Origin of the sequence: Blautia sp. CAG:257 (assembly GCF_000433815.1) — a bacterium.
Lineage (GTDB): Bacteria > Bacillota > Clostridia > Lachnospirales > Lachnospiraceae > Blautia_A > Blautia_A caecimuris.
The window spans coordinates 55505-74182 of sequence record NZ_HF999069.1 but is presented as its reverse complement, the minus strand read 5'-3'; the positions used below and the strand labels follow the sequence as shown (position 1 = coordinate 74182).

Genomic DNA, 18678 nt, shown 5'->3' with positions numbered 1-18678 from the left:
ATCTTAAAAATCAAGGAGATAATATTATGATTATTAAAAACGGACTTGTATTTCAGGAAGACGGAAGCTTTGTAAAAAAAGATCTGTACATTGAAAATGGCAGACTGGTCGCTTCTGAGACAGAAGTATCTGACAAAACCGAATACGACGCTGAAGGATTAAAGGTTCTTCCCGGACTGGTGGACGTTCACAGCCACGGCGCTTTCGGACATGATTTCTGTGATGCCGACCCGGAAGGCCTGAAAGTAATTCTGAAATATGAAAAAGAACACGGAATCACCTCCTACTGTCCTACTTCCATGACACTTGCAAAGGACAGACTTATGGACATCTTTGCCACCGCAACAAAGGTGGAACCGGACGATAAGCTTGCCCGCATTATTGGCGTTAATATGGAAGGCCCGCTTATCGACATTGCCAAAAAAGGCGCTCAGGCCGCTGAGTATATCAGTGTTCCTGACGTATCCTTTTTCCGTCAGTGCAACGAGGCTTCCGGAAACCAGATCAGACTGGTAACACTTGCTCCTAATGTAGACCGCGCCTTTGAATTTATTCAGGCTGCAAAGGACGAAGTAGTAATTTCCATCGGACATACTACAGCAGATTACGACTGTGCCAGAAAAGCCATGGAGCTTGGTGTAAATCACGTAACACATCTCTATAACGCAATGCCTCCTTTTGCTCACAGAGATCCTGGCGTGATCGGAGCCGCATGTGACAGTGAGGACTGCATGGTAGAGCTGATCTGTGACGGTTTCCACATTCATCCATGTGTTGTGCGCACTACCTTTAAAATGTTTGGTGACGAGCGTGTTGTTCTGGTCAGCGACTCTATGATGGCAACCGGAATGGAAAATGGCACCTATGAACTGGGCGGCCAGGAAGTTACCATGAAAGACCGTCTGGCAACTCTGTCCAACGGTACCATTGCCGGATCTGCAACAAATCTTTTTGACTGCATGAAAAAAGCCATGGAATTCGGTATCCCTGAATCCACAGCTATTTTTGCAGCTACCAGAAATCCTGCCAAAAGTATTCATGTCTATGACAAAGTAGGTTCCCTTACTCCGGGCAAATATGCAGATGTTCTGCTTGTAGACGATTCCTATAATCTCATAAAAGTATTCTGATACCATAAAGCGCCCCCGGCATCACAGCGATACCGGGGGCTTATTTTATCACTTATTTTTCAGAGGGTTCTTTCCACTGTCTCAGACAGTATCGGAAATTATCATTTTTCTTTTACCTTAAACGTAATTGTCACTTTAAAGAGATCTCCGTCCAGATAAAGCTTAAACTCCCCGCCCTGAAGCTCAGTCAGGCTTTTTGCAATGGAAAGTCCCAGTCCGCTGCCTTCTGTATTTCTGGACACATCTCCTCTGATAAATCTCTCTGTCAGCTCGTCTGCAGAAATATTCAGAGGCTGCGCGGAAATGTTTTTCAGGGAAAACGTCACATTTGGCTGATTCACCTTGATTTCCGCATAAACTCTTGTGTTGTCCATAGCGTACTTGGCAACATTTCCAAAAACATTTTCCAGGACGCGCCACATTCTTCTTCCGTCTGCGCAGATGATCGCTTCATCCTGATCAAAATGTACCATCATGGAAAGATTTTTTTCCTGGAACCGTTCCTCAAATTCTCCGATCACCTGATGAACAAGCTCCACAAAATTCAGATCTGCCATTTCCAGTGAAATATTTCCTGTACTTGCCTTGGATGCCTCCACAACGTCTTCGGTAAGAGTTTTCAGTCTCAGTGACTTTTCCTCCAGGATCTCCAGATATCCCTGGATCTTCGGATCCTGAGGATTTTCCCGTTTCAAAAGATCTACATAATTGATAATGGAAGTAAGAGGCGTCTTGATATCATGGGATACGTTTGTGATCAGTTCTGTCTTCATCCTTTCGTTTTTTAGGCTTTCCTCCACTGCTGCATCAAGTCCCTCTCCGATCCGGTTAATATAATCAGCAATCTGTCTCTGCTCTCCGGTAAGCTTATCAAGGGGAATTTTATACTGAAGCTCGCCGTCTGTAATGCGTTTCAGGCCGTCCAGGATAAGCTCCCGTCCTCTGGCTTTTCTGAGAAAATAGATCAGTCCCAGAATATCCACAGCCACAACAACCGGAAGAAGGATCACACCGCCGCAAAGTATGGCTGTCCACATTATAAACTGGAAGAAACAGAATCCGCCAAACAGCAGCGCCATTTTAATCCTGCTGGCTGTGTTTTCCGCGAAAAAATCAACAAACCTTCTGCAGCCTTTCACAATCTTAAGGCAAAACTTCTTGAGCAGACTTAAAAGCTTTCTCAGCAATCCAAAAACTTTTCTCAGAACACTGTTTTTCCAGAAAGTTTTTGCTTTTATACGACGTACCAGACTCATCCAGCCGCCCAAAAACATCACTGCGGTCCAGGCTCCCAGACCAGCCACTGCTGCCACAATATATTTCAGTTTATCCACATAGTCTACATTGATCCCAAGCCCCAGAAACAGAAATACAGGAACTGCCCACACAGCACATACAGCTGCTGCGCCGATCTCTGTATACCAGCGGTCAAAGAAATTCAGCTGTACCTCTTCTTTTTCATTGTTTCTTCCTGCGCCGGCAGTAAGAATAATAAGGCAGATCAGAAAGATCAGGATCCCTGCGCCGCATACCGCCATGGAAGGCGTAAGATAAGCTGCATATTTTTCAAAATTCTCTGCGTCCTCTGCCAGCAGATCGTCCGCCGCAAAATCCTTATCGACCCAGGCGGCAAATACATAGTCGATATCCCGGTCATCCGCAGCTGCATTGTCCACTGTATGCTGCCACAGATTAAAGTAATGGTCTTTCTTCAGAATATCGATGTTTGTATCATGCTCTTCCGGAGAAGAAGTGACTACAACATACGGATCCTGACCGGATTTTAATTTCTGGATTCTTTTTTCATAATCTCCTGCATCTGTGTTGGACTGTATCTTTTCTTCCCGGCTTCCCGGATTCAGGGCCAGAATATAGCTTAAATTGGTTTTTCCCTCACCGTAATGCTCTTTCAGCATAGCTTCTGCCGACTTCTCCATCTGTACCTGAGCAAGAGCATGGTTCAGGGCATAAAAGGCATCCTCAAATCTTCCCTTCCATCCGGGCTCTTCGTTCAGGATATCCAGGATGCTGTCTGCACCCACCGGCGGGAAAGCCTCTGCAATCTGATAATCGGAATATTCATTGATCACGTTTGTATAAATGATCTTGCCGTCCTCATCAGCAATTCCGGTAACGCCGGAATTCAGGACTCCGATATTTTCAGCATAATAATCATTAATATCTCCATAATATCCGTAGCTGGAATAATCATGGTTTTTCAGACATGCCAGAATCCCCTGTGCTGAAAGCGCATCCACAAACTTGCTGCCGCTTTCTTCCGGCTGAGTATAGCCTTCTGCATATTCCCCATCATCATATTCTCCATAGGTATCTGCCACCAGAAATCCCAGTTCTCCGTCTCTGATCTTTTTTTCAAAATCTTCATAATACATATATTCCAGATTTCCATCCGGCTTCACACACACCAGAACATCCTCTGTATGAGCATCCCAGTTCTCGGTCTCCACCCATTTCTCAAGGTCGCCGAGCCTGTAAACAAGACCTGAGGAGCCTTCTGTATCCGTTTCCTCATCTGCAAGGATCTCCCACAGATCCACCTCTTCGTTTTCCTGTTTTGATTCCATGTAGCTTTTTTCTGATTCTGCGATCAGCACATCAAAGCTGGCATGACGCATACTCTGCTCAAAGCTTCTGGATTCCAGATATTCCTTTTTGTCAAAAGGCAGAACGCCTTCACTCATAATTCCTGCAGATGCCGCTCCGCCTGCTGCCGCAGCAGTCAGAGAAGCAACGCCCACTACCAGAGCGGCGGCTTTCACCGCGCTGCTTCTATACCATTTTTTCTTCATAATAATGCCCCTTTCCATCTTCCTGATATATGGATTTCTCTTCTTAATAACCTGCCGGGCGTTTAAAGCTTTTCTACTTTATAGCCCAGTCCCCAGACCACCTTCAGGTATCTGGGTTCCTTTGGATTGATCTCAATCTTTTCACGGATATGCCGGATGTGGACTGCCACAGTATTGTCTGCCGCTATTGCCTCTTCGTTCCAGATATTTTCATAAATCTGATTGGTAGAAAATACTCTTCCCTGATTTTTTACCAGAAGAAGAAGGATTCTGTACTCAATGGGAGTCAGCTTTACCGGTTCTCCGTCCACACAGACCTCTTTGCGGTCATCATCCACAGTCAGTCCGCCTGTTACGTAAACATTTTCCTTTTTCTGAGATACAGCGCCAAGCTGAGTATATCTGCGAAGCTGGGATCTGACTCTGGCCACCAGCTCCAATGGGTTAAAGGGCTTTGTCACATAGTCATCCGCCCCTACGTTCAGGCCCAGGATTTTATCTGCGTCCTCTGACTTTGCGGATAAAATAATAATGGGAAGCGGGTTTTCCTCTCTGATCTTAAGAGTCGCCCGGATTCCGTCCAGCTTTGGCATCATAACGTCAATGATCAGCAGATCTACCGGATTTTCCCGCAGTGTCCGAAGAGCCTCCTCTCCGTCATAAGCTTTAAGAATATGATGACCTTCCTGTGAAAGATAGATCTCTATTGCCTCCACGATCGCCTTGTCATCATCACAAACCAGTATTTCTGCCACGTCTCTGTACCTCCTGAAACAAAATTAAATTCACACCGGATCACAGTCTCTTTTCTGTGATTCGTTATACTAAGAATATCAAATGGTGTTTAAGATAAAAGGGGTAAATTATTAAGAATTTCTTATGTTTTTTTCATTCCTGAACCAGTATATCACAGTGTCATCCAGAAAAAAAGACCGCTGCGGTTTCCTGCATCCCTGCTGCGTTTTTCCTTGACAACACTGGGGTTTATGCTACAATAAATTCAGAATTGAATGTAAAACGGTGTCTGCTTATGCAGGAGAATAGGAAAGTTGAGTGAAAGTCTCACACGGTCACGCCGCTGTAACGGAAGAGCCGCATTTCATTATGTCACTGAATATCTGAAGATACCCGGGAAGACGAAATGCAGTGATGATGCCCAAGTCAAAAGGCCTGCCTTTTACATGAAATTTACACAGGTTACGAACGATGGCCTTGTGTAAGAACAGGTTGGCTCATAGCAGATCAATTCTATTTTCCTGCTATTACCTCTTGTTCTTCTGAGGGCCTGTCGGTATAACCGCACAGGTTTTTTTATTTTAGTTCTGTTTGATCAGAAGGGAGAAGAAAATGAGTAAAAAACAAAAGAAAATTCTTGTACTTGCCGGAGCCTTTGCTCTTGCTTTCGGCATTGTTCCAAACGTCAGTGCCATGCATATCATGGAGGGTTATCTTCCGGGAAGCTTTTGCATCGCATGGGGTGTTTTATGCGTACCCTTTCTTATTGCAGGATTTATGTCCATAAAAAAGACTCTGAATGAACACAGAAACCTGATCACCATGCTGGCCATGTCCGGCGCCTTTATCTTTGTGATTTCTTCACTGAAGATACCGTCCGTCACAGGAAGCTGCTCACATATGACCGGAACCGGTCTCGGAGCCATTCTCTTCGGTCCGGCCGCTGTTTCCATTCTGGGACTGATCGTTCTTCTGTTCCAGGCGATTCTTCTGGCACACGGAGGACTTACCACACTTGGAGCAAACACCTTTTCCATGGCTATTGCCGGTCCGTTTGTTTCTTATGGAATCTATGTTCTGTGCAAAAAAATGAATGTAAATAAACGGGTTGCTGTTTTCCTTGCGGCTGCTTTGGGCGATCTGTTTACCTACTGCGTCACAGCCGGCCAGCTTGCCCTTGCTCATAACGCAGACACTACCTTCGGAGCTGCCCTGGGCAAATTCATGGCTATTTTCGCACCAACACAGGTACCTCTTGCCATTATCGAAGGTATCATCACTGTAGTAATTTTCATGGGTCTTGAAACCTATGCAAAACCGGAGCTTCGCGCAATGGGAATTCTGAAGGAGGCAAAATAATATGAAAAAGACTGTAATCGCTGCAATCGTTGCCATTTTTCTGATTGCTTTTGTCCCGCTGTTTGTACTGAAGGATGCCGAGTTCGGCGGTTCTGACGATGCCGGAAGTGTTGTTGTGGAAGAAGTCGATTCCTCTTATGAGCCATGGGCTACGCCTGTTTTTGAACAGCTTCTTGGCGGAGAGCTTCCGGGCGAGGTGGAAAGTCTCCTTTTCTGTATCCAGACAGGTATCGGAGTCGGAATTATCGCCTTTATAATGGGACGTTTTGTAGAACGCAAAAAATGGATGAAGGATCAATGATCAAAATCCGGCCTTCTCTGATGAAAGGAGATTTTTATGATTGTCATTGACAAGCTTTGTTATCAGTCAAAGCTTAGATATGAAAATGCCGGTGAAAAATTTGCCTTCGCTGTGATTACGCTGTGTATCTGCGTAATGAGTCGTTCCACGGCAGTGGCAGGGATTGTTTTAGCAGCAACAGGGATTCTTACCGTTTTTTATGGTGGGGTCCCTGTTTTTCGCTATCTGAAGTTCCTTACTGCCCCACTGGCCTTTTTACTTTTAAGCACTGTGGCTATTATACTGAATATCCGGAAAACTCCTCTGGATCTGTTCGCCATTCCTGTGGGAACATGGTATCTTACCTCCAGTCTGGATTCCTGCCTGTATGCCCTGCAGCTGATCCTTACTGCACTTGCAGCGGTTTCCTGCCTGTACTTTCTTTCCTTTACCACTCCGGTACCGGATATCCTGGATGTGTTAAAGAAACTGCACTGTCCCAAAATACTGATCGAGCTTATGCTTCTGATCTATCGTTTTATTTTTGTTCTGCTGGAAACTGCCAGCGCGATTTCCATGTCTCAGGACTGCAGGCTTGGAAATAAAAACTACCGGACAGCTCTGAAGTCCTTCGGTATGATGGGGTCTGTTCTGATGATACGCGCCATCAGCCGCTCCAACCGCCTTTATGACGCAATGGAAGCCCGGTGTTATGACGGAACTATCCATGTTCTGTCAGAATCCCGCCCGCCTAAAAAAAAGGTGATTCTGGCTATTATCCTGTTTGACGGCGCATTATTTTTATTTGCTCTGTGGAGGAGATTTTATTTATGAATCCAGATATTATTTTAAAAGCCGATGAGCTTTACTTTTCCTATGATGACAACAACTCCCACTCCCTTAACGGACTTTCCCTGGAAATCAGACGGGGACAGAAAGTAGCCTTTATGGGGGCAAACGGCAGTGGAAAATCTACTTTTTTTCTTTGCTGTACCGGAATACTGAAGCCTCAGTCAGGAAAGCTGTACTTTAACGGAGAGGAAGTGGGCTATAAAAAGAAAGATCTTCTGAAGCTCCGCAGCAAGGTAGGGATTGTATTCCAGGATCCTGACAATCAGCTCTTTTCTGCCAGCGTTTTTCAGGAAATCTCTTTTGGGATTCTTAATCTTGGGGTTCCGGAAGAACAGGCAAAAAAAGAGGTGGAGGATGTGATCGAATATCTGGAGATCACTCCTTTCCGCCATAAACCCACCCACGCCTTAAGCGGAGGTCAGAAAAAACAGGTTTCCATTGCAGATATTCTGGTCATGCATCCGGATATTATCATTCTGGACGAGCCTGCCGCTGCTCTGGATCCCCGCCATACCACAATGGTAAATCATATCGTAGAGCAGCTGACAGAACAGGGCATCACTGTGCTGATGGCAACTCATGATGTCAACTATGCCTACGAATGGGCGGACGAGGTTATGCTTTTTCATGAAGGAAAGGTACTGATGCAGGGAACTCCCGCTCAGGTTTTTGGAAACCGGGGCGCTCTGAAAAAAACAAACCTGGAAACGCCTGCTGTTCTGGAGCTTTTTGAAAGTCTTTGTAAAAAAGGGATTTTAAAGGCTTCCCTGCCTCTTCCCCGCAATTTGAAAACACTTGAAACTTACATTTCTGATATTAATTTAAACCCACATTACGGAGGAAACAACATCGTGACTGAAAACAGAAAAAAAGCAATTCTGGCTGTAAGCTTCGGAACCAGCCACCATGATACCTGCAAGGTAACCATTGACGCTATTGAAAAAGAAATGCAGGCAGCCTTTCCGGATTATCCCCTTTACCGGGCATGGACCAGCAAAATGATCATTCGAAAACTGAAGGACAGGGATCAGATCCATGTAAATACGGTAAAAGAGGCCATGGAGCAAATGCGCAGAGATGGAATCACTGATGTTCTTATTCAGCCAACTCATGTGATCAATGGTATTGAAAACGATCTTATGAAAGAGGACGCCCTTTCCTACAGGGAGGATTTTCACTCCATTTCCTTTGGCGATCCTTTGCTTACCAGCGAACAGGACAGCCTGGATGTGATCCAGGCCATTGCAGACGAATTTTCCAGCCTGAAAAAAGACCAGGTTCTTGTTTTGATGGGACATGGCACTACGCATTTTTCCAATTCCATTTACGCTGCTTTGGACTATACCTTTAAGGACAAAGGATATTCGAATATCTTCCTTGGAACGGTTGAAGCCTACCCTTCCATGGAAACTCTGCTGAAAATGATCCGTTCCTACCAGCCTTCCAAAGTTATTCTTGCACCTTTTATGATCGTAGCCGGAGACCATGCAAAAAATGATATGGCCGGGGATGATCCGGAATCCTGGTACAGCCAGTTTAAATCAGCCAGATATGAAGTAGAGCCTGTCTTAAAAGGGCTGGGCGAATATCCCGGCATCCGTAAAATTCTGGTGGAGCATCTGAAACGTCTGGATGTCCAGTAAAATCCTGCCTGAAATGTAATGAAAAAACAGCTTTAAAGCTGTTTTTTTGTTCCCTGGCAAAACATAACAAAAAATAAAAGCTGATAATCTTAAAATACATTTGTTTATATTTGAAAATTCTTGACAAATCAACTCCTGTTTTATATAATATCAATAACCATTATTGTTATTACAGGAGAAAGGAGTGTGCCTATGGCTGCATTAAAATACAGCAGACAGCGCGAATCCATCAAGGAATTTCTGATGACACGCACAGACCACCCCACAGCTGATACGGTATATGAAAACATGAAATCTATCTATCCAAATATCAGCCTTGGAACTGTGTACAGAAATCTTTCTCTGCTTTCTGATCTTGGTGAGATCAAAAAACTTGCCAGCTTTGGCGGCGCAGATCGTTTTGACGGCCGGGTAGAGCCCCACTGTCACTTTATGTGTACAGAATGCGGCTGTGTCATTGATCTGGAAACAGAAGACATGCAGGATATTATGAAAAGGGCCGGAGAGCATTTTAACGGCATAATTACTGACTGCAGCGCCAGATTCTTCGGAATGTGTGAAGATTGCATGAAGAAAGAAAAAAATTAAGAATTTCCCTTGACATTCAGCAAACAGTATGGTAGATTATAGACATAGCAAAACAGTAACAATTACTATTATTAAAAATAATTATTTAAGAAAAGGAGATTATCATTATGGCTAAATGGGTATGCAATGTATGTGGTTATGTTTACGAAGGCGAGAACGCACCGGAGGTATGTCCGATCTGTAAAGCATCTGCTGACAAATTTACAAAACAGGCAGAAGGCATGAGCTGGGCAGCTGAGCATGTTGTAGGTGTAGCTAAGGGCGTTAGCGAAGACATCCTTGCTGACCTTCGTGCAAACTTTGAGGGTGAGTGCTCTGAAGTTGGTATGTACCTTGCAATGGCAAGAGTAGCACACAGAGAGGGTTATCCGGAAATCGGTCTTTACTGGGAAAAAGCTGCTTATGAAGAAGCAGAGCATGCTGCAAAATTCGCTGAGCTTCTTGGTGAAGTTGTAACAGACAGCACAAAGAAAAACCTTGAGATGCGCGTTGCTGCAGAGAACGGCGCTACAGCAGGTAAATTTGACCTTGCTAAACGTGCAAAAGCTGCTAACCTTGACGCAATCCATGATACAGTTCATGAGATGGCTCGTGACGAAGCTAGACACGGAAAAGCATTCCAGGGTCTTCTTGAAAGATACTTCGGCTAAGAATAAGCCTCTGAAGCGGAGAGCAGAACATGCTCTCCGCTTTCTTTTATGTAAAAAACAGCCTAAATCAAACATATGTTGACACACTTATGTTTTGAATGATATGGTATAAGAAGCTATACAGCAATTTTAAACAATCAATTATCAGTGATAAAGGAGGAAACCACATGTCAAAGTATGCAGGAACCAAAACAGAAAAAAATCTTATGGAAGCCTTTGCAGGAGAATCACAGGCAAGAAATAAATACACCTTCTTTGCTTCCGCTGCAAAAAAAGCAGGATATGAGCAGCTTGCAGCTCTTTATCTGGAAACTGCGGATCAGGAAAAAGAACACGCTAAAATGTGGTTTAAGGAGTTTCATGGAATTCATGATATTGAAACCAATCTTGAAGATGCCGCTCAGGGTGAAAACTTTGAATGGACAGATATGTATGCAAGAATGGCACGGGAAGCCAGAGAAGAAGGTTTTGAAGAGCTGGCTGAAAAATTTGAAGGTGTTGCCAAAGTAGAGGCTGCTCACGAAGCCCGATACAAAAAACTTCTGGAATCCTACAAAGCTGATAAAACATTTAAAGGAGATGCGCCTCTTGGCTGGAAATGCCGCAACTGCGGATATATTCATATGGCTGACGAAGCTCCTGAAGTATGTCCGGTATGTGCCCATCCAAGAGCTTATTTTGAGCGCAAAGTCGAGAATTATTGATCTTCTTTCGTCTGAAATCATGTGTGAAAATAATGTTATTTAACTCTACCATCACAGAATAGTAATATCCTGGCAGGTACAGAGCTTTTAGGCTCCGTAACCTGGCCAGGATATTTTATTGTTCTTTTATAGTTTTTCACCACAGGAGTCTATTACTCTTTTGTACCAGTAAAAAGAGTCTTTACGAATTCTGGCAAAGTTTCCTGTTCCGTCATCATTTTTATCAACGTAAATCAGACCATATCTTTTTTTCAATTCTCCGGTTGAAGCACTAACAAGATCGGTACATCCCCAGCATGTATAGCCAACCAGTTCTACACCATCATGGATAGCTTCCTTCATCTGTTCTATATGCTTACGCATATATTCAATGCGGTATTCATCATGGATTTTTCCATCTTCTGTCAGCTCATCCACGGCTCCCAGACCATTTTCTACAATCATGATTGGAATCTGATAGCGGTCATAAATCTGATTCAAAACATATCTGAGTCCCACTGCATCAATTTGCCATCCCCATGCAGAAGTTTCAAGATATGGATTCTTAATATTTTCCCCTCCATTGGCAGCGGTTAGCTCACCTTCTTTCACAACGCTGACACAATTACTGGAATAATAACTGATAGAAACAAAGTCTACCGTACCATTCTTCAATATACCCGCATCTTCCGGCTCAATCTCCAGCTCTATTTCATTTTCTTCAAAAAATCTTGCAGCAAATCCAGGATAATATCCTCTCACATGAACATCCCCGGCAATTGAATTATGAATCTGCCCAAATCTTTGGGCATAAAAAACATCTTCTGGATGGCAGGTATAAGCATAACCATTATGATATGCCAGCATACACCCCAGCTTATTTTCATTGTCAATCTTATGCGCCATAGATACTGCCAAAGCACTTGCAACCAACTGGTGATGCATTGCCTGATACCGACTCTGCAGGCATACATCTTCCGAATCCAGCATCCCTGCACAGAAAACTGCGCCAAACGGCTGTGTCAGCATATTAATCTCATTAAATGTAAGCCAGTACTTTACTTTTCCTTTATATCTTTCAAATAATACTCTGGCAAATCTAAGATAAAAATCAATCAGTTTACGATTTTTCCAACCACCGTACTCTAGCGAAAGATGAAGTGGATTTTCATAATGAGAAATGGTTACCAGTGGTTCAATTCCATATTTTCTTAATTCGTCTATAACATCATCATAAAACTTAAGCCCCTCTTCATTCGGAGTTTCTTCGTCTCCTTTTGGAAAGATCCGTGACCACGAAATTGAAAAACGATATATTTTAAATCCCATCTCAGCAAACAGAGCAATATCTTCTTTCCAGCAATGATAAAAATCAGTTGCTTCATGATTTGGATAAAATTCTTCGGGTAACGGCTCTGGAGGTGTCAGACGGCGTTCCTTATTGACGCTTCCTCCCGTAAGAATGTCTGCAATAGACAACCCTTTTCCGCCCTCATTCCATCCTCCTTCATACTGATTAGCAGCTGTTGCTCCGCCCCATAAAAAATTTTCGGGCATACGATTATAATTTTTCATATCTGCTTTCTCCTGTCTTTAAAACGGCAGACAGATATCTCCTGTCTGCCTGATCTGTACTTATGTTTATACGACTGTCAGAAACTTCTCTCCTGCACTGATCTCACTACCCTCTTTTTCCATACATACGGCCTTGATATAATCGGAAATATTAGTAACAACAACTGATGTAGTCAAATCATATCCTTCTTTTTTGATTGCTTCAAGGTCAAACTCAACAAGAAGTGCTCCCTTCTTTACTCTTTCACCGTCTGTTACATAAGATTTAAAGTATTTGCCTTTAAGATTGACAGTATCCAGTCCAATATGGATCAAAATCTCTGCTCCACTGTCTGCTACGAACATAATTCCATGTTTTGTATCCATGATATTTACAACGGTTCCGTCAGCCGGAGCATAAACTCTTCCTTCTGATGGAAAGATTGCCGCTCCATCTCCAAGTACTTTATCTGCAAAAGTTTTGTCCGCAACATTGGCAAGTGTTTTTACAGTTCCTGTTACAGGTGCATAAAGTTCAACTTTTTCTACTAAAGGATTTCTCTGCTGTGTTTCTGTTGTTCCCTGTGCCTCTGAGCTTTCCTTTATCTCATTATCTGATTTTACATCTTCAAATCCCAAAATAAAGGTAAGAATAAAGGAAGCAACAAACGATACAATAATCATAATGATTCCATACAGAAGGTTACTCATCCCTTTATCCCCGATAAATGCCGGAATTGCCATAATACAATTCTGAGCAATATACAGGGATACCTGAAAAAGTCCACCTACAATACCGCCAATTCCAGCTGCAACAGATGCAGCAACAACAGGACGTTTCAATTTCAGTGTGACACCATAAAGTGCCGGTTCCGTAATCCCCATTAATGCAGATACTGCCGCTGCACTTGCAAGCTGTTTCATATTACTGTCTTTTGATTTTACTGCTACCGCAAAAGAAGAACCTGACTGTGCAAGATTAGAGCAAACCTGAGATACAAAAATCAGGGTATCTGAGCCTCCTGTCGCAATTGCATTCAGTCCGATTGGTGTAAGCGCATGATGCATACCCGTCATAACAATGAACGGGAAAAGAGCCGCAAGAATACCAACGATCACAAAACCAAGTTTTGCAGATAAAAAGTTGATTGCTACTGCAAGTCCATTACCAATGATTGTTCCGATAGGACCAACTACAATCAGGGCGATCGGCGCACTAATCAGAATAACCAGTGTTGGATTGAGAATTAATTTTACCATCTTCGGTGTAATACGATCTACAAAAAGTTCAATGTAGTGTGTGATCCATACCATCAGAATAACCGGAATTACAGAATAAGAATAGGTTACCTTTGTAACCGGCAGCCCAAACAAAGTAATTGCCGCATCTCCAGCTGCCATACTGACAAATACAGGACTCAGATAAACACCCGCTATAAACAATGCCAGCGACTGATTTACTCTGAAAATTTTTGCAGCATTTGCCGCAATCAGAAATGGCATAAAGTAAAAGGTTACATCACCTATAAAACTGATAACCTGATAAGTGCTGCTGGTATCAGATACCAAATGGAAAGTTGTTAAAAGTGTAAGTACAACCTTAATCATTCCTGCCGCTGTCAGAGCCGGAATCATAGGTGTCATACAACCGGTAATGGCATCAACAATCCTGGAAACAACCCCTTTTGGGTTTACAGGATCAGTTTCCCGTGTATCGTCCGTCGGAATGCCTTTGTTCTCCAGCGCTTTATAGACAGCATTTACTTCATTTCCTGCAATAACCTGAAACTGTTCCTCGTGCCAGTTTACACCTGAAACTTCGGAGAGCTTTAAAATCTCCTTTTCATTGACTTTCGTTTTGTCTTTTACATAAAAACGAAGTCTTGTCATGCAATGAAATAAACGGATGATGTTGTCCTTTCCTCCCATTGCTGCAATTAGCGTGTCTGCAGTTTCTAAATAGTCCTTTTTCATTTTAGAACCTCCTTTAATAATAAATATTAAAATTTATGATTAAAGGTCTTGCCTGAAAAGATACGTTTTTATCGAACGCATTCCAGTAACAATCCATTAACACCTTATCTGATGTCTGTAAAAATCTTACACTAAATCGACTGTAGCCGTTTATGATCCTCTGTAATCTTCTGAATATGAATTGTCAGATACAGCATTTCATCTTCCGTCATATCGTATTCATATTCTTCTTTCATCATCAGGTAAATCATTTTTACACACCCATAGGCTTCTTTATACTGCTCTCTGATAATCTGAAACAGTTCACCATTTTCTTCATAGTGTAGTTCCTTATGAAAAAATCTCTGGGCAAAATATTTTAAATGTGTCAGAAATCTCTGATAATACAGATTTTCTTCCTGAAATTTTATGTTTTCATAATATTTTTCTACTACATCCAAAATCTGGTGTACGATTATGGAAATCTGGTAACTGTCTGTTTTTCCACTGTCCTGTGAATTCACAAAATGCAATGCAAAAAATCCAGCTTCATCAATTGCCAGATCTGTTTCAAATGTTTCATTTACTTTCTGCAACAAATCCAAACCAATTTCATACTCTTTATGATAAAGAAGTTTGATGTCCAGAAGAAGCATATTCTGAATACGGATTCCCTGTTTTAACCTGGAAATCGCTCCCATAATGTGATCACTTAATGAGAAATAAATACTGTCATTCAGATTCATTCCATTTTTTTCTTTTACCTCATTTACATACTCCTCCACAAAGTCAAGATATATTTCTGGAATAGAGGTGAGATATCCCTGAATTTCTTTACTGATCTGCGCTGTCTCTGCGACAAAAACCTTTTCAATCCGTTTTTCATCTATCTGCTGCCCCTTTTTCTTCTGAAAAGCAATTCCACATCCTTTTATGATGACTTCATGCCCCTGATTATCTTTTGATAAAATCAGATTATTATTTAAAATCTTATAAATTACCATGTTCCCTTTCGCTCCCTACTACTGCAAATAAATAAAAAAAGACCATTACAGTATATAAAACTTATTTCATATACTATAAGGTCTTGCCTGACGATAATAAATTATTTCAGTAACAATCCTTGGACTAATCCGTCTTTATTTAACTTCTGTATACAAGGATAGCAGAAAAAATTATGTCTGTCTATCTGGAATATCCTACAAAAAATGTTATAAATTTTTGTCTATTTTCCCCAATATAATTCTCTTACTTTACAGATAAAGTACTGCTATCCTGCAGAATCATCTTGATTTCCTTAAGGCAAAAATAATTTCCTGATAATATTTCCCTTTAGATATCAACTATTTCAGGGCTTGGGCCGCCTCTCCCAGGCGATTGTAAACAGTCACTGCATCTGTAATATTCGGCGTTCCCCCATCCATTGCTCCTGCTGTCACAAGGATATATTCCACGCCTTCGATTTCTGCAAAGCTTGCCAGACAGCTTCCTGCCGCATTGGTAAAACCGGTTTTTCCGCCCAGAATCTTTCCTCCTGTTACAGAGGTCTCTGAAAGGTTCTTAAACATGGTACTGTAATAGGTAATCCCGTCCGGATGGAGATTCGTACCGGGCGTAGAATGCCAGGGACTCTCTGCAATCTCCCGGAACGTATCATTTTTCAGCGCATACTGTAAAAGAACTGCCATATCTTTTGCCGTACTGTAATGATCCGGATTATGAAGTCCTGTGCTGTCACAGAAATGAGTTCCGTCCATTCCAAGCTTTTCTGCTTTTTTATTCATCAGATCCACAAATCCCTGTTCAGAACCGGCAATCGCATAAGAAAGAGCGATACAGCACTCTGCGCCTGAGGGAAGCATAACGCCGTACAGAAGATCTATAGCCCGGACTGTTTCTCCGGGCTGAAATCCTGCCTGCGTGGCATCCTGTTCATATAATCCGGCAAACATTTCCTGAGTCAGCGTGATTTCCTGGTCCAGATCTTTCAGTTCCTCAATGGCAACAATCGCAGTCATCATTTTTGTCAGAGAGGCCGGATACATCTGCTCTTCCCCGTTAAGATCGCCTACTGTCTTTCCGCTTCCGGCCTGAATCAGAATCGCATAGGGGCTACTGATTCCGCTCAGGTCCAGCTGACGGACAACGGGTTTCTGAAACTCCTGCATCCATGCGCCAACTCCTGATCGCCAGCCTACGATCAGCTCCAGACCAAAGAATACAAATACAATGACCAGAACCATTAACAGCTTTTTTAAATTCTGTTTTCTCCTGTTCTTTTTTCTGTATCTTCTTTTTTCCACGCTGATTCCTCTCTTTCCATCCCTGTTCTATCATAAAAAATAATTCTGGAATTTTTCTCTAAACTACCATTATTTCTTTTCTATCATATCATATTCCGACAGATTCCTGTAATATCGTTTCCTGTATTTTATTTCCGCATAGGTTGTAATCTCTTTCATATACTTGAAGTCAAAGGCTCCCCCGACCACTCCCACAATGGGAATACCCTGAAGAAATTTCATATAAAGCAGCTCTCCGGAAAGAATCCTGGCTGTTTCCTGAATTATTTCATCCAGCGGAATGGAATTATCAACGAGTTCATTTTGGATGTAGCACTCAACCGCTTTATCCGCTGCCTTTTGTTTTTCCCCATAAGATGCCGCTCCCTGTATCAGAAGAAGTATCCACTTTTTTTCTTTTTCCTCTTCATAAGAAAATCCATATTTCAAGGCAATCTGATAAATACTTCTCAGCAAAAATCCTGTAAATACAGGTATATCCGGAATACCCACTCCAATAAGTCCCATTCCAAGTCCTGCCGCACCTGAGGCAAGCGTATTCAGGCGTCCTGTATTACCGGCATTTTTCCTTATTGTTTTTAATGACTTTCTGTCATTTTTAATCTGATTTGCATAATCCTGAACCTTAAAATCTTTTTCCAGTTCCTGCTTTTTATATGTTTTTTCTATGACCTGTACGCCTTTTACAAATATAAGTTTAAAGGCGCTGGCAAAGGCTTTTTCCAGTGTTTTCTGCAGTTTATCCGGAACCTTGTCCTCCAGAAATCTATTGAGCCTAGAATCACTTTGATTCTGTCTCTGTTCCAGATATCTTTTTTCCTGTTTTTCAAGCAGCTGCAGTTCCTTCTGTAAAGGAGTTTTTCGTTTTCTCATAATGATCTCCAAAAACAAAAGAGCATCCCCCGAAAGGAATGCCCCTGTTTTCATATATTAAACTAATTTCGCCGGGTTGATCTTCACACCAGGTCCCATTGTAGGAGCGATTGTTACGCTTCTCAGGTACTGACCTTTCAGAGTGTTCGGACGAGCCTTAACGATAGCTTCAATAAGCGTCTGGAAGTTGTCGCTTAACTGTTCCTCAGTAAAGGATGCTTTACCTACCGGAACATGGATGATATTGGTTTTGTCAAGACGATACTCAATCTTACCTGCTTTGATATCATGAACCGCTTTTGTAACGTCCATAGTTACAGTTCCGGCTTTCGGGTTTGGCATAAGACCTTTTGGTCCAAGTACACGACCAAGACGTCCTACAACGCCCATCATGTCCGGTGTAGCAACAACAACGTCGAAATCAAGCCATCCTTCGTTCTGGATCTTCGGAATAAGGTCCTCAGCTCCTACGAATTCTGCGCCTGCAGCTTTTGCTTCCTCAGCTTTTGCATCTCTTGCAAATACAAGAACACGAACCTTTTTACCGGTTCCGTGCGGCAGAACAACAGCTCCACGAATCTGCTGATCTGCATGACGTCCATCGCAGCCTGTACGGATGTGAGCTTCGATAGTCTCGTCAAATTTAGCAACTGCTGCTTTTTTTACAAGGCTGATAGCCTCTGCGGTATCATATAATGTTGCGCGGTCTACTGCTTTCGCAGCTTCCACGTATTTCTTTCCTCGTTTCATTTCTATAACCTCCTGTGGTAATTGCGGGGATTTCCCTCCCACTTCATATAGTAGTTTCTCTATTTCGCAGTTCTGACGGAAAATCAGTCTACAACTTCGATTCCCATACTTCTTGCAGTACCTGCAATCATGCTCATAGCTGCTTCAAGAGTTGCTGCATTTAAGTCTTTCATCTTCATCTCAGCGATTTCCTGAACCTGTGCCTTAGTAACTTTTGCTACTTTTGTTTTGTTCGGCACACCGGAACCGGATTTGATGTTAGCTGCCTTCTTCAGAAGAACGGCTGCCGGCGGAGTTTTGGTTATGAAGCTGAAACTTCTGTCTGCATAAACAGTAATAACAACCGGGATGATCAGATCGCCCTGATCTGCTGTTCTTGCATTGAACTCTTTTGTAAACTGTACAATGTTTACACCGTGCTGTCCAAGAGCCGGACCAACCGGCGGTGCTGGGGTTGCCTTGCCTGCCGGAATCTGTAATTTAATATAACCTGTTACTTTTTTTGCCATTTTTCG

17 protein-coding genes, 1 pseudogene and 1 riboswitch are annotated in these 18678 nt (G+C 42.5%); of the genes and pseudogenes, 9 read left to right on the top strand and 9 right to left on the bottom strand.

The features are described 5' to 3' along the window. Positions 1-26: 26 nt before the first annotated feature. Positions 27-1130, top strand: a complete 1104-nt coding sequence (gene nagA / locus QVP40_RS08705; RefSeq protein WP_022068074.1) for an N-acetylglucosamine-6-phosphate deacetylase — start codon at positions 27-29, stop codon at positions 1128-1130. A 101-nt stretch (positions 1131-1231) separates the two neighbouring features. On the opposite strand, the gene QVP40_RS08700 is transcribed toward nagA, so the two are convergent. After that, positions 1232-3940 (bottom strand): sensor histidine kinase, encoded by a 2709-nt coding sequence (locus tag QVP40_RS08700; RefSeq protein ID WP_022068073.1) that lies wholly within the window; start codon positions 3938-3940, stop codon positions 1232-1234. Between the two features lie 62 nt (positions 3941-4002). Then, positions 4003-4695, bottom strand: coding sequence for a response regulator transcription factor (locus QVP40_RS08695; RefSeq protein WP_022068072.1), 693 nt, complete (start codon positions 4693-4695; stop codon positions 4003-4005). A 245-nt stretch (positions 4696-4940) separates the two neighbouring features. Beyond that, positions 4941-5132: riboswitch (cobalamin riboswitch) on the top strand. A 155-nt stretch (positions 5133-5287) separates the two neighbouring features. Between QVP40_RS08695 and QVP40_RS08690 the strand changes: the two genes are divergently transcribed. The 8 genes and pseudogenes from QVP40_RS08690 (at position 5288) to rbr (ending at position 10751) form a co-directional block, all read left to right on the top strand. Beyond that, a complete protein-coding gene (locus QVP40_RS08690; protein WP_022068071.1) occupies positions 5288-6034 on the top strand; it encodes an energy-coupling factor ABC transporter permease in 747 nt (248 codons plus the stop codon). Position 6035: 1 nt separating this feature from the next. Beyond that, positions 6036-6335 (top strand): energy-coupling factor ABC transporter substrate-binding protein, encoded by a 300-nt coding sequence (locus tag QVP40_RS08685; protein ID WP_022068070.1) that lies wholly within the window; start codon positions 6036-6038, stop codon positions 6333-6335. Between the two features lie 36 nt (positions 6336-6371). After that, entirely contained in the window at positions 6372-7148 is a 777-nt protein-coding gene (cbiQ, locus tag QVP40_RS08680; RefSeq protein WP_022068069.1) for a cobalt ECF transporter T component CbiQ, read from the top strand. Next, positions 7145-7747, top strand: a pseudogene (locus QVP40_RS13905) (energy-coupling factor ABC transporter ATP-binding protein); the annotation flags it as partial. The gene cbiQ and the pseudogene QVP40_RS13905, both read left to right, overlap by 4 nt. Before the next feature lie 270 nt (positions 7748-8017). Then, entirely contained in the window at positions 8018-8809 is a 792-nt protein-coding gene (locus QVP40_RS13900) for a sirohydrochlorin cobaltochelatase (RefSeq protein WP_288200418.1), read from the top strand. A 192-nt stretch (positions 8810-9001) separates the two neighbouring features. Continuing rightward, positions 9002-9397, top strand: coding sequence for a Fur family transcriptional regulator (locus QVP40_RS08665; RefSeq protein ID WP_022068067.1), 396 nt, complete (start codon positions 9002-9004; stop codon positions 9395-9397). Between the two features lie 107 nt (positions 9398-9504). After that, the gene (locus tag QVP40_RS08660) at positions 9505-10047 is read left to right on the top strand and encodes an NADH peroxidase (protein ID WP_022068066.1); all 543 of its coding nucleotides are present in this window, start codon (positions 9505-9507) and stop codon (positions 10045-10047) included. A gap of 167 nt (positions 10048-10214) precedes the next feature. Further along, positions 10215-10751, top strand: coding sequence for a rubrerythrin (gene rbr, locus QVP40_RS08655; RefSeq protein WP_022068065.1), 537 nt, complete (start codon positions 10215-10217; stop codon positions 10749-10751). Positions 10752-10877: 126 nt separating this feature from the next. On the opposite strand, the gene QVP40_RS08650 is transcribed toward rbr, so the two are convergent. From QVP40_RS08650 to rplK, 7 genes are all read right to left on the bottom strand, one after another. Beyond that, complete coding sequence (locus QVP40_RS08650) at positions 10878-12305, bottom strand: glycoside hydrolase family 1 protein (RefSeq protein ID WP_022068064.1); 1428 nt, start codon at positions 12303-12305, stop codon at positions 10878-10880. Positions 12306-12371: 66 nt separating this feature from the next. Beyond that, complete coding sequence (locus QVP40_RS08645; protein WP_022068063.1) at positions 12372-14258, bottom strand: beta-glucoside-specific PTS transporter subunit IIABC; 1887 nt, start codon at positions 14256-14258, stop codon at positions 12372-12374. A gap of 131 nt (positions 14259-14389) precedes the next feature. Then, positions 14390-15241 (bottom strand): PRD domain-containing protein, encoded by an 852-nt coding sequence (locus QVP40_RS08640; RefSeq protein ID WP_022068062.1) that lies wholly within the window; start codon positions 15239-15241, stop codon positions 14390-14392. A 339-nt stretch (positions 15242-15580) separates the two neighbouring features. Further along, on the bottom strand, positions 15581-16540 hold the full coding sequence (locus tag QVP40_RS08635) for a D-alanyl-D-alanine carboxypeptidase family protein (RefSeq protein WP_022068061.1): 960 nt from the start codon (positions 16538-16540) through the stop codon (positions 15581-15583). Between the two features lie 69 nt (positions 16541-16609). Beyond that, positions 16610-17413, bottom strand: a complete 804-nt coding sequence (locus tag QVP40_RS08630; protein WP_022068060.1) for an EcsC family protein — start codon at positions 17411-17413, stop codon at positions 16610-16612. A 57-nt stretch (positions 17414-17470) separates the two neighbouring features. Next, positions 17471-18163, bottom strand: coding sequence for a 50S ribosomal protein L1 (gene rplA, locus QVP40_RS08625; protein ID WP_022068059.1), 693 nt, complete (start codon positions 18161-18163; stop codon positions 17471-17473). Positions 18164-18246: 83 nt separating this feature from the next. Further along, positions 18247-18672, bottom strand: coding sequence for a 50S ribosomal protein L11 (gene rplK / locus QVP40_RS08620; RefSeq protein ID WP_022068058.1), 426 nt, complete (start codon positions 18670-18672; stop codon positions 18247-18249). Positions 18673-18678: the final 6 nt, after the last annotated feature.